A 13,481-nucleotide genomic window follows, 5' to 3' on the forward strand; every position below is an offset into this window, starting at 1 on the left:
AGGGCTGATTTTTTCGCTCAGAGTAATTGACATAAAAAATGCACTAGTTTTGCACAACTATTTTTTATAATAGAAAACGTAGCGACACAAAATACCCTATGTTGCGACATAACGTCATGTCATTTTATTTATAAAATGACAATTCCATTCTATTGTGTATGTGAGATAGAGAGGGTTTTCGTATTCACCTCGCATCGGATAAGAAAAATTTCCTATCTCACACTTTTTTTAAAAGGAGATCATACACATGAATTCAAAAGAAGAAATTTCAAAAAAAGAAAAGCAAGATCGTAATACGGTTGTCATATGCGTTGCCGTATCTATGGTTATTATTATAAGTTGCGTAAATAAAATTTTGGGGATTTTATAATATAAAAAAAGCTGATTGCTTCTTAAGAAGTGAACTGCACCCCAATTGTTAGACACAGTCTAACAATTGGAGGTGCAGTTTTTTGTATGACAAAATTTACGAAGGATTTAAAGTTAACGCTCGTTCAAGGATTTAATCCGAAAATAATTTCTCAAGCAGAATATGCAAAACAGATGCATATTACAAAGGCACAATTTCAATACTGGTTACGCTTATACGAACTCCATGGAGAAGAAGGTTTACACGAGGTCTATACAAATTACACCGCAGAGTTTAAACTAGACGTACTAAATTTTATGGCTCAATCGGGTATATCGTTAATGGATACAGCGGCTATCTTCATGATTCCTTCTTTTACAACGGTTTATCAATGGAAGAAGCAATTTGAAGTAGGTGGCTTAGATGCCCTTGAACCAAAGAAAAAGGGGCGTCCATCCATGAAAAATAAAAACACAAAACATGATACTAAAAAGATTCCGGCAGAAGGTTCAGTTGAAGCGTTACAAGCTGAATTAGAACGCTTACGTATGGAAAATGCGTATTTAAAAAAGTTGAATGCCTTAGTTCAAAACAAGGAAAAATCACCAAACAAGACAAGGCACAAGTAGTCTATGAATTAAGGCATGAGTTTCAAGTGAAAGAATTAGTAAAGTTAGCGGATATCCCTCGAAGCACCTATTATTTTTATGTAAAACAAATGGATAGAATCGATCCAGATGCCGATTTAAAAGTAGAAATTAAAGCGATTTATGATGAACACGAAGGTCGTTATGGATATCGTCGTATTCGTGATGAGTTAGCCAATCGTAATCAAATAGTGAATCATAAAAAAGTGCAACGAATTATGAAAGAGTTAGGTTTAAAATGTCTTGTACGTATGAAAAAATATAAATCTTATAAAGGAACAGTCGGTAAAATTGCATCTCATATTTTAGAGCGTAAATTTACGGCAGATACGCCAAATGAAAAATGGGTAACCGATATTACAGAATTTAAATTATTCGGTGAGAAACTTTATTTATCACCTGTATTAGACTTGTATAATGGTGAAATCATTACCTATACAATTGGCTCTAGACCGACGTATTCACTTGTTTCAGAAATGTTAGAGACAGCATTAGAAGGTTTACCTGAAAATCACCAACTAATGATGCATTCAGATCAAGGGTGGCATTATCAAATGAAACAGTACCGTCACGCATTACAAAAAAGAGGTATCGTACAAAGTATGTCTCGTAAAGGCAACTGTTATGACAACGCAGTAATGGAGAATTTCTTTGGAATCATGAAGTCTGAGTTTCTCTACATAAAAGAGTTTGAAAGTGTAGAGCACTTCAAAATAGAATTAGAAAAATATATAGATTATTACAATACAAAACGGATAAAAGCAAAATTAAAAATGAGCCCGGTGCAATACCGGACTCATTTTTATCAAGCTGCCTAATGAAATAACCGTGTCTAACTTTTAGGGGTCACTTCAAAGCAATCAGCTTTTTTCGTTGTTAGGGGAAGGCGTGAAACAGCTCGCTAATGTGTTAACTCCCCTGACGTTAATCGTCCGTTAGGTCGAAACGTTAGAAACCCCCACTTCAAGCTTTGCTAAGTGGGGGAGTGTTCATATGATAAACCAAGGTAAAATTGCTAACCCAGAAGTTACAATTGCTGTAGTAAATATTAAAAGCATAGCTCGTTTGTTTTGTTTCATGTCACATTCTCCTCTACATATCAAGTACATGCGATTAACGTGGGATGTAGTTCCCCACTGAGTAAAGTTTCACTTTATATTTTTAGTATAATGAATGGAAAGGTTTGGTACGATCGATAAAGGTGACATGAAGATTACATTGTTGTAATGAAAAAAGCATCTTTCTTAATAAAAAGATGCTTTTGGAAAACTATATTGAAGTATTAATTATTTAAGAACAGAACCATATGTTCCTCGTCCCAATATTGACCGTTATGTTTTAATGAACGCTCTTGTACGCCGTAAGTTTGGAAACCTAATGATTCATATAATTTTTTGGCACCAGCGTTACCAACTACAACATCGAGCATAAGTTGTTCTACATGTAATTTATCGGCATTTTCAATAATTGCTTTAATAAGAGCTCGTCCTGCTCCAAGGCCACGCGCTTTTGGGGAAACGAAAACGGAACCGATTTTTGCTTTATGTTCTTGTTTAATAAAAGGCTTTGTTTCTAAAGTAGCAATGCCGATTAAATCATCATCTTTGAAGACCCCTAGAGTATAATTATCCGGATTGCTTAATCGTTTTGCCATAGCAGCTACAGGATCCTCATGTTTCAAAACATCTTCATAGGAAGAGCTAAAAGCTTCCGGGTTCTTCGTTAAACCTTCCATACAAACTTTTAAATATATTTCTGCGTCCTCTGTCGTTAATAAGCGAATTTCCATAGTTGTAACCTCCTTGGTCGATTTCAAATAAAATAAATCCATTACTTTTATAAGATTGTGTATGTGTTTTGTTAGCAGTCTCTTTTAATTTGTAAAAGAATGAAAAGATATATGCTACAATGTTTTGTTTTTTAATATGTAATGAAATTATATATTAACTTTATTAACTATTCAAGTCTTTAATATATTACATTTTCATAACTAAAATAACTCCTCAATTGAGGAGTTATTTTAGTTATTCGATTGATAACCATCAATTCGATGTGGATGTGTGTAAATATTGCAGGATTCATTTCTGATAAATCCTACGACTGTAATGCCTAAATCGTGAGCGAGTTGCAATGCTAGTTTTGTTGGGGCAGATTTAGATAGAACAATTTCACATCCGATTTTTGAAACTTTGAGTAAAATTTCGGATGAAATACGTCCGCTAAATGCGATAATTTTTCCTTTAACAGATATATCATTGCGTAAACAATGACCGTATATTTTGTCTAATGCATTATGTCTTCCGATATCCATTCTTGATAGAAGGATATTATTTCGATCACATAGCGCGGTATTGTGAACACCACCAGTTTGGCGAAAGGTAGTGGAAGATTGTTGTAAAGTATTCATTAAGTAAAAACATTCTTCAGGAGTAATTTTTACATGTATATCATGTAAGTCTTTTGCTTTTGCCGCATCGTTTACGAAAATAAAACCTTGTCTACCTTTTCCGCAGCAAGAAGTGATGTATCGTTTATTATATAAAGTTTGATAGAGCGGATTCACTTTTGATGATTTTACATGGACAATTCCGTTATCTTTTTGAATCCATAGTTCTTCAACATCGTTATAGGAAGAAATAATCCCCTCAGAAATTAAAAAACCAATTACCATATCTTCAATATAATTTGGTGTGCATACGACTGTTACATATTCTTCACCATTCAATTTAATAGTAATAGGAGATTCTGTAACAATCTCATCCAGTTGTTTTGAAAATGTACCAGATTGATAACGTACAATTGTATAAGTCTCTTGCGTAGGCCCCATATTTAATTCCCCTTTTATATGTATTTCTCTCCCACATTTATCATAAAACAATGGAAAAAATAAAAACACCTATTAACAAGAAGATCACAGATTATTTTGGTTATTATTGTATATGTACGATATAATAGAACTGTAGAATAGTGATATTTTCAAGCTTTCGTAGTTATACCTTATAACATCTAGAATCGACTTCATAAGAAAGTATTTGGGTAGAGCGTTTCAAAAATATGTACAGTAATGCGGTTTTGAAAACGGATTCATAATTGTGTTGTACAGTTGGTTGTAAGGAGAGGGGAAACTATGGCAGAACAGACAGTCCGTGTAACCGTCGATGGTAAAGAATTTTCTGCATCAGGTGAAAAGACGATACTACAATTATTTAACGAGAGTAATTTGGAACATCCTCAAATTTGTCATGTACCAGAAGTAGATCCAATTCAAACTTGTGATACGTGTATTGTAGAAGTAAATGGAAAGTTATTGCGTGCTTGTTCAACGAAATTAGAGAACGGTATGTATATCGAAAGACAGTCCCAGCGTGCAAAAGAGGCACAGACTGAGGCAATGGATCGAATATTAGAGAATCATCTACTGTATTGTACCGTTTGTGATAACAATAATGGTAACTGTAAAGTCCATAATACAGTACATATGATGGGAATTGAGGAACAGAAATATCCGTATGAGCCAAAAGTAAGTGCGTGTGAAGTGGATATGTCACATCCATTTTATCGATATGATCCAAATCAATGTATTGCTTGTGGGCAGTGTGTAGAAGTATGTCAAAACTTACAAGTGAATGAAACTATATCGATTGATTGGAGCTTAGACCGTCCACGTGTTATATGGGACAATGGTGTAAGTATAAATGACTCATCTTGTGTAAGTTGTGGACAGTGTGTAACAGTATGTCCATGTAATGCGTTAATGGAAAAAACAATGCTGGGTGAAGCCGGATTCATGACTGGATTGAAACCAGATGTGTTAGATCCGATGATTGATTTTGTAAAGGATGTAGAGCCTGGATATAGTAGTATTTTAGCAGTTTCAGAAGTAGAGGCTGCGATGCGTAAGACGAAAGTGAATAAAACAAAAACAGTTTGTACATTTTGTGGTGTAGGTTGTTCATTTGAAGTATGGACGAAAGACCGCCACATTTTGAAAGTACAGCCTGTTTCAGATGCGCCGGTTAACGGTATTTCCACATGTGTAAAAGGAAAATTTGGATGGGATTTTGTAAACAGTGAAGATCGTATTACAAAGCCATTAATTCGCCAAGGAGATATGTTTGTTGAAGCTTCATGGGAAGAGGCTCTTGAAGTTGTTGCATCCAATATGCAGCATATTAAATCAGAATATGGAAGTGATGCATTTGGATTTATTTCTTCTTCGAAAGTAACGAATGAAGAAAATTATCTTATGCAAAAACTAGCCCGTCAAATATATGGAACGAATAATGTAGACAACTGTTCCCGTTATTGTCAATCTCCAGCAACAGATGGTTTATTTAAAACTGTCGGTATGGGAGGGGACGCTGGAACAGTGAAGGATATTGCGGAAGCAGGCCTTGTCATTATCGTTGGAGCAAATCCAACAGAAGGACATCCTGTACTTGCAACGCGTGTAAAACGTGCTCATAAATTACATGACCAAAAATTAATTGTGGCGGACCTTCGTAAACATGAAATGGCAGAGCGTGCGGATTTATTCATTCATCCGCGCCAAGGAACTGATTATGTATGGCTCGCTGGTATTACGAAATATATTATTGATCAAGATTGGCACGATAAAAAGTTCATAGCTGAAAATGTGAAGAATTTTGATGAATATAGCAAAATGGTAGAAAAGTATACGCTTGATTATACAGAAGAAATTACGGGGATTTCGAAAGAAAATCTGAAAGAAATGGCTCGTATGGTATATGAAGCAGATGGTACTTGTGTACTTTGGGGAATGGGTGTAACTCAAAATACTGGAGGAAGTACAACTTCAGCAGCAATTTCAAATCTATTGCTTGTTACGGGTAATTATCGTCGTCCTGGTGCAGGAGCATATCCATTACGCGGACATAATAACGTACAAGGCGCTTGTGATATGGCAACATTACCAAACTGGCTTCCAGGTTACCAAGCAGTTTCAGATGATGCGCTCCGTGCGAAATTTGAAAAAGCATACGGTACTACAATTCCGAAAGCACCAGGCTTAAATAATATTGCAATGTTACTTGCGGCAGATGAAGGAAAACTACGTGGTATGTATGTTATGGGTGAAGAAATGGCTTTAGTAGATTCGAATGCCAACCATGTACAACATATTTTAGCGAATTTAGATTTCCTTGTTGTTCAAGATATGTTCTTGTCGAAAACAGCTCGTTTTGCTGATGTTATTTTACCGGCAGCACCAAGCTTAGAAAAAGAGGGAACATTTACGAATACAGAGCGCCGTATTCAAAGATTATATGAAGTATTGAAGCCGCTTGGTGATTCAAAGCCAGACTGGTGGATTTTACAAAAAGTAGCTCGTGCACTTGGCGGGGACTGGAATTATGAAAATCCAAGTGAAATCATGGATGAAATTGCATCGCTTGCACCTTTATATTCTCAGGCAACATACGATCGTTTAGAAGGATGGAATAGTTTATGTTGGGGTAGCCATGATGGTAGCGATACACCACTATTATATGTGGACGGATTTAACTTCCCAGATAAACTAGCTCGTCTATCATTAGATGAATGGGTACCACCAGTTGTAGCGCCAGATGAGTATGATTTACTTTTAAATAATGGTCGTATGTTAGAACATTTCCATGAAGGGAATATGACGAATAAATCGGCTGGTATTTTATCTAAAGTATCTGAAGTGTTCGTTGAAATCTCGCCTGAACTTGCCCTAGAGCGCAATGTGAAAGATGGTGGTCTTGTAGAATTAGCATCACCATTTGGGAAAATTAAAGTACAGGCACTTGTTACAGATCGTGTAACGGGGAAAGAGCTATATTTACCGATGCATGCAACGGTAAATGAAGAGGCAATCAATATTTTAACTGGAACGGCGACAGATCTTTATACGTGTACACCAGCGTACAAACAAACGATGGTAAAGATGCGTGTACTACGTGAAAAAGGGAATCGTCCGTTACCATCTTCAAACCCGAGAGATAAAAAGCGTAATCCGCAAAACGGTGTTGAAATCCAGCAAAAATGGCAAAGAAAACAATACGTATCACTTGTGGACTAGGGGGCGGAGAGAGTGGCGAAAGAAATTACTGTAATTAAAAAGAAAGTTGTAACAGAGGAAGAACAGAAACAGCAAGTAGCAGATGAACTTCTAAATGAGCTATCTAATAATCGTGAAGCAGTAGAAGAGACGATGCAGCTTTTAGCGCAGTTGCAGAAGGCTGGTATATTAGATGCAGCAATTAGTTTACTTGCTGCGAAGGAAGATGTTTCAAAAATCGCTGTGGAGCAATTAAATCGTGAACCCGTTAAAAATGCGTTAAATAATATGATGGGGGCAGGAGAAGCGTTATCTTCAGTTGACCCAGAAATAACGAAGCAAATTACGTCAAGTTTAGTTACAGGATTGCAATTTGCAACAGACGAATTAAATAGTGGTAAAAAAACAAAAGTGATGGATTTCTTTAAAGTATTAAAAGATCCAGATATCAATAGAGCTATTACATTCGGTTTTAGCTTCTTGAAAGCATTTGGACAAGGGTTAGAGAAAAAATAGAATAAATGAAAAAGTGATGGGAAGTAGCCATCACTTTTTTCATTATATGTATAAGAGTGTTCATGTTAAGCGGAATATATTATTATTATTATTATTAAAAAGATGGATTAGAACTGGAAATGTGGAATCCATCTCAAATACCGTTTTAGAATTTGGAGGAATATATGCAACACCGTAAAAAACTATCTATACCAGGAGTAATGAGACATTCCTTTCAAACAGTTAAATTTGCTTTTTGGAATGTATTAACTTTTCAACTTGCTTATAAATTATTAGCAGCGATTGTGTTTGTTCCACTATTTGGGATCATTTTTAATAAGTTATTGTATTTTGGTGGTTATGCAAATGCGACAAATGATGAATTATTAGCATTTTTAAAGACGCCTTATGGCATCTTAGCAATTGTAATTTTGTCATTGTTAGCACTGTTTCTTATCTTTACGGAATTTGCGGTGCTTATTATTATTTCGTATTTCGCTCATAAAAGACAGAAGGTGAAATTACGTCCGATTTTATATAAAACGGTAACGTATTTACCTACTCTTTTCACATATTGCTTACCAGGATTTATTTTATATGCTGTCGTATTGTTGCCTCTTTTAAATATGGGATATGAAACGGCATTAATCCCGCAAATTCAAATTCCTAACTTTATTACAGGAGAACTGTTTAAGACAACGATGGGGCAAGTTGGTTATTACACGTTCTTTGCTGTAGTCGCGTATTTGAATCTTCGATGGATTTTCGTTCTACCTATTGTTGTTTTAGAGCAAAAATCATTTCGCGTGGCAGCACGTAAAAGTGCAAATTTAGTAAAGGAAAGCTTTTTTAAAGTACTACTCTTTTTAGTAGGATTTTTTATTTCAATTGGAATTGTATATGTCGTATTTTTGGGAATATATTTATTGTGCCTATGGGGTGTTTATGAATTTACAAACCCGAAAGGAACATTTGCATTATTAGCTGAATCAACGATTTCTGTATTTTTAACGAGCACATTGTATTTATTCAGCTTTATCGTGACGCCATTTTATATTATGGCGATTACGCGATTATACTTACAAAAGGTACCGGTTGAAGATGTTTTATTAGAAGAAGGATTAGATTATTCGAAAACGAAAGCAGATAAATGTTTCTTCCAAAAACATCGCTGGAAATTTATTGGCGTATATATTGTGGGGATTATTACTGCCGGAATGGTTGTTGCCTTCATTGTAACGTTTATTTCAAATTCGTATAAAGAACCAATTATTATGGCGCACCGCGGGTATATATCAAAAGGCGTAGAAAATACGAAAGAAGCTGTGCAAGGTGCTATTGATGCAAAAGCAGACTACGCTGAAATAGATGTATTACAAACGAAAGACGGTGAACTAGCGGTTATACATGATTTGAAGCTGAAACGTCTCGCAAATGCAAATGTGCATGTGTCAGATTTAACGATGGCTGAGTTAAGGCAGCTTACCCTTAGTCAAGATGGACTTTCAGGACAAATAAGTACACTTGATGAAATCATTAAGCTAGCAAATGGCAAAATCAAACTTAATATAGAAGTGAAGCTTCATGGGGGCGAAAAAGACTTTGTAAACAAAGTCTTAAAAACGATTAAAGATAATGAATTTGAGAAGCAATGTGTAATTCAAACGTTACACTATCCGCTTATTAAAGAGTTTAAGCGTGCAAATCCAGATATAAAAGTAGGGTATATATTGTATGCAAGTAGAGCTAACTTAAAAAATGTGAAGGCTGACTTTTACGTAGCAGAAGAATATATGTTAAATAAGAAATTAGTAAAAGAAGCAAGGAAGTTAAACAAACCAATTTACGTATGGACAGTAAATGATATGGAAAATTTAAAGGCATATTATAAGTTAAACGTAGATGGTATCATAACTGATTACCCTGAAGATGCACGTGAAACAATTAAGATGTTAAAAGAGCAAGAAGTGGAAGAAAGTGATCTGTTTGATAAAATTACTGAAACGACAGATGATTTGTTTTTAAAATTATTTATAAGTTACCCAGCTGCTAGCTAAATGCTAGCAGCTGTTTTTTTGTGAAAAGAATATATCTCTAAAGTATTAAGTAAAATAATAACTGTATATGTATACGTTATAGCTTAGTTTTTTACATTGTTACATTATTGTCAAATAATAAATGATTACTGTTTATTTTGAAGAAGTATAATAAAAATTGAGTGAAAGATAATGGAATGTCACGAAACCCATAATAGAATCAATGTTTTATATATTTACACTATTCTAAATATAAAAACTTTAGAAAAATGATATGTTAGCGTTTTCATAACTTTTAAGTTATGCTAGAATAAGGACATAAGTTATTAATTATTACAAAAAGAAAAAAGAATCTCTTTTTTCTGTTAATTATAAGGGGGCATTTCATTATGCGTATTGGGGTACCAGCAGAAATTAAAAACAACGAAAACCGTGTGGCAATGACACCAGCAGGTGTTGTACATTTAATTCGTAACAATCACGAAGTATTCATTCAAAAGGGTGCAGGTTTAGGATCTGGTTTCACAGACGCTCAGTATGTTGAAGCGGGAGCAAAAATTGTTGATACAGCTGAAGAAGCTTGGAACATGGAAATGGTTATGAAAGTTAAAGAACCAATTGAAAGCGAATACAAACACTTCAGTGAAGGCTTAATCTTATTCACATACTTACACTTAGCTCCAGAGCCAGAATTAACAAAAGCGTTAATTGAGAAGAAAGTTGTTGCGATTGCATATGAAACAGTACAATTAGAAAACCGTTCTCTACCATTACTTGCACCTATGAGTGAAGTAGCTGGTCGTATGGCTGCACAAATTGGTGCGCAATTCCTTGAGAAAAACAAAGGCGGTAAAGGTATCTTACTTGCAGGTGTTCCAGGAGTTAAACGTGGTAAAGTAACAATCATCGGTGGTGGACAAGCTGGTACAAATGCTGCTAAAATTGCAGTTGGACTAGGTGCGGATGTAACAATCATCGACTTAAGTGCAGAACGTCTTCGTCAATTAGATGACATTTTCGGAAACCAAGTAAAAACTTTAATGTCTAATCCTTACAATATTGCAGAAGCTGTAAAAGAGTCTGATCTTGTAATCGGTGCAGTATTAATCCCAGGTGCAAAAGCGCCAAAACTTGTAACAGAAGAAATGATTAAATCAATGGAACCAGGTTCTGTTGTTGTAGATATCGCGATTGACCAAGGTGGTATTTTCGAAACAACTGACCGTATTACAACTCATGATAACCCAACTTACGAAAAACACGGCGTTGTCCATTATGCAGTTGCAAACATGCCAGGTGCGGTTCCACGTACATCAACTCTTGCATTAACAAACGTAACAGTACCATATGCAGTACAAATTGCTAACAAAGGCTACAAAGAAGCTTGCCTAGGCAACTCTGCATTACTAAAAGGTATTAACACATTAGATGGCTATGTAACATTTGAAGCAGTTGCAGAAGCTCACGGTGTAGAGTACAAAGGTGCTAAAGAATTATTAGAAGCAGAAACAGTATCTTGCTAATAGAAGCATTATACAAAACAAAATCGAACAATATATAATACAACATGATAAGAGCTAAGAGATAATACCTCTTAGCTCTTCTTAGTAAAAGGGGGCATACATCGTGGCCAACCTATTTAAAAAGAAATCCGTTACGCAATTGTTAGGGGAAAGTAAAAGTAAAACTTTGACGAAAACGCTAGGGGCATTTGACCTAACAATGCTAGGGATTGGTGCGATAATTGGTACAGGAGTTCTAGTATTAACTGGATTAGTAGCAGCAAGAGATGCTGGTCCAGCAGTTATTTTTTCATTTATGATTGCAGCAATTGTTTGTGGATTTGCAGCATTATGTTATGCAGAAGTTGCATCTACACTTCCTGTTTCAGGTAGTGTGTACACATATTCGTATGCAACAATTGGTGAGTTTGTTGCTCATTTAATGGGATGGACATTGTTATCCGTATATGTCGTAACGACTGCCGCAGTAGCTGGCGGATGGACGGGTTATTTCAATAATTTAGTGAGTGGACTGGGACTTGAAATTCCGAAAGCGTTGCTAACAATTCCAGCGCAAGGTGGTATGGTAAACTTACCAGCAGTTATCGTTACGTTAGTGATAACTTGGTTATTATCACGAGGTACGAAAGAAAGTAAGCGTGTGAATAACATAATGGTATTAATTAAAATTGGTATTGTTGTTTTATTCATTGCAGTTGGTGTATTCTACGTGAAACCAGAAAACTGGATACCATTTGCACCTTACGGTTTAAGTGGAGTGTTCGCAGGGGGAGCAGCAGTATTCTTTGCTTTCTTAGGATTTGATGCATTAGCAACTTCTGCTGAAGAAGTAAAAAATCCGCAACGTGATCTACCAATTGGTATTATTGCTTCGTTAGTTATTTGTACAATCATTTATGTTGTAGTTTGTCTCGTTATGACGGGTATGGTTTCTTATAAAGAGCTAGATGTACCGGAAGCGATGGCATATGTGTTAGAGGTTGTAGGACAAGATAAAGTGGCTGGTGTAATTGCTATTGGAGCTGTAATCGGTATTATGGCTGTAATTTTCGCTTACATTTATGCGACAACACGTGTATTCTTCGCAATGAGTCGTGACGGTTTATTACCAAAATCTTTTGCGAAAATTAACAAGAAGACTGAAGCGCCAACATTTTCAGTTTGGTTAACAGGAATTGGTAGTGCTTTAATTGCTGGATTTATCGATTTAAAAGAATTGTCGAATTTAGCGAATATTGGAGCGTTATTAACATTCGCCATGGTTGGTGTAACTGTTATCATTCTTCGTAAAACGCATCCGAAATTACAACGTGGATTTATGGTACCACTTGTACCGATCTTACCGATTATTTCAATTGCATGTTGTCTATTCTTAATGGTAAATTTACCGTTAACAACATGGATATACTTTGGTATTTGGTTAGCGATTGGAGTAGTTGTATACTTTGTTTATTCGAAAAAACATAGTCATTTAAAAGACGATGGAAGTTCGCAGGATAATTTAGATCAAGCTAATTAAAGGGATATAAACACAGTAAGCCTTGTGCGTCTAGGGAGCGCGCAAGGCTTTTTCTTTTGTTGAAATAAAGGGGATGTATATTACTTTGTTGAATTTTTATGTCGGAATATGAAAAAAGGGTGGGAGCAAAATGGAAGAAACAAAAGTTGTTGTTGGAGCAGAGGGTTATAATAATAACCCTGGTTGGTTACATACGAATGAAGAGGAATTAAATTTATTACGGAGAGAAACTTGGCTTGATAAATTTCAACCTAATTCTTTATCAGTAATTTTGGCAGAACATGTATGGGAGCATTTATCATATGAAGAAGGAATTGAAGCTGCAAAAATTTGTTATGAGTTTTTAATGGAGAATGGATATATTCGTTGTGCAGTACCAGATGCATTTTTTCCAGATGAAGAATATCAGCAAGGGGTACAAGTAGGTGGACCTGGTCCATTAGATCATCCTGCAGCAAGCCATAAAATTGTTCATAACTATAAAACAATCACGTCCATGTTTGAATCAGCAGGTTTTCAAGTGATGCTCTTAGAATACTGTGATGAGAATGGTAAGTTTCACTATAATGATTGGAATGAGAAAGATGGATTTATTTATCGTTCGAAACGTTTTGACCATAGAAATCGGGATAATCAGTTAGGATTTGTTTCTTTAATTGTGGATGCGGTAAAAAATGAAAAGTAAGTAAAAAGGGGTGTGCGAATTGTACATCCTTTTTTGTATGAGAATATAGAGGGTGCGGAAAATACGTATATGACTTATTAAAATGTGAACGGAATGTTCATAAAAAAATTCAGATTTCATTGACACATATGAGTAGGCGCTCATATAATGAGAGTATAAGATATATGAATGATTGTTCATATGT

Annotated in this window: 10 protein-coding genes; 8 read left to right on the forward strand and 2 right to left on the reverse strand. The window is 35.4% G+C overall.

The annotated features are described in order from the left end of the window. Positions 1-247: 247 nt before the first annotated feature. A complete protein-coding gene (locus tag N2V79_RS02965; RefSeq protein ID WP_340719558.1) occupies positions 248-370 on the forward strand; it encodes a hypothetical protein in 123 nt (40 codons plus the stop codon). An 86-nt stretch (positions 371-456) separates the two neighbouring features. Continuing rightward, positions 457-1,814 (forward strand): IS3-like element ISBce18 family transposase gene (locus tag N2V79_RS02970; protein ID WP_284558962.1). Its coding sequence is split into 2 segments (ribosomal slippage): positions 457-913 and positions 913-1,814, totalling 1,359 coding nucleotides; the frame shifts between segments, so codons are not numbered across the junction. Positions 1,815-2,278: 464 nt separating this feature from the next. On the opposite strand, the gene N2V79_RS02975 is transcribed toward N2V79_RS02970, so the two are convergent. Next, complete coding sequence (locus N2V79_RS02975) at positions 2,279-2,785, reverse strand: GNAT family N-acetyltransferase (RefSeq protein WP_340719559.1); 507 nt, start codon at positions 2,783-2,785, stop codon at positions 2,279-2,281. 231 nt (positions 2,786-3,016) lie between these two features. Then, positions 3,017-3,823, reverse strand: coding sequence for a formate dehydrogenase accessory sulfurtransferase FdhD (gene fdhD / locus N2V79_RS02980; protein ID WP_064531990.1), 807 nt, complete (start codon positions 3,821-3,823; stop codon positions 3,017-3,019). 300 nt (positions 3,824-4,123) lie between these two features. On the opposite strand from fdhD, the gene fdhF reads away from it, so the two are divergent. From fdhF to N2V79_RS03010, 6 genes are all read left to right on the forward strand, one after another. Further along, complete coding sequence (gene fdhF / locus N2V79_RS02985) at positions 4,124-7,060, forward strand: formate dehydrogenase subunit alpha (protein ID WP_064531992.1); 2,937 nt, start codon at positions 4,124-4,126, stop codon at positions 7,058-7,060. A 12-nt stretch (positions 7,061-7,072) separates the two neighbouring features. Beyond that, positions 7,073-7,555 carry a DUF1641 domain-containing protein gene (locus N2V79_RS02990; RefSeq protein ID WP_001040540.1) on the forward strand — a complete coding sequence of 161 codons (483 nt, stop codon included), beginning with the start codon at positions 7,073-7,075 and terminating at the stop codon, positions 7,553-7,555. A gap of 164 nt (positions 7,556-7,719) precedes the next feature. After that, positions 7,720-9,591: a glycerophosphodiester phosphodiesterase gene (locus N2V79_RS02995; RefSeq protein WP_197235730.1), complete on the forward strand. Its 1,872-nt coding sequence runs from the start codon at positions 7,720-7,722 to the stop codon at positions 9,589-9,591. Between the two features lie 368 nt (positions 9,592-9,959). Continuing rightward, the gene (gene ald, locus N2V79_RS03000) at positions 9,960-11,093 is read left to right on the forward strand and encodes an alanine dehydrogenase (protein WP_001219741.1); all 1,134 of its coding nucleotides are present in this window, start codon (positions 9,960-9,962) and stop codon (positions 11,091-11,093) included. Between the two features lie 103 nt (positions 11,094-11,196). Beyond that, on the forward strand, positions 11,197-12,612 hold the full coding sequence (locus N2V79_RS03005) for an amino acid permease (RefSeq protein WP_001284896.1): 1,416 nt from the start codon (positions 11,197-11,199) through the stop codon (positions 12,610-12,612). Positions 12,613-12,742: 130 nt separating this feature from the next. Beyond that, positions 12,743-13,297, forward strand: coding sequence for a class I SAM-dependent methyltransferase (locus tag N2V79_RS03010; protein WP_064531996.1), 555 nt, complete (start codon positions 12,743-12,745; stop codon positions 13,295-13,297). Positions 13,298-13,481: the final 184 nt, after the last annotated feature.

Source organism: Bacillus sp. CH_70 (assembly GCF_038007045.1).
Taxonomy (GTDB): Bacteria; Bacillota; Bacilli; order Bacillales; family Bacillaceae_G; genus Bacillus_A; species Bacillus_A cereus.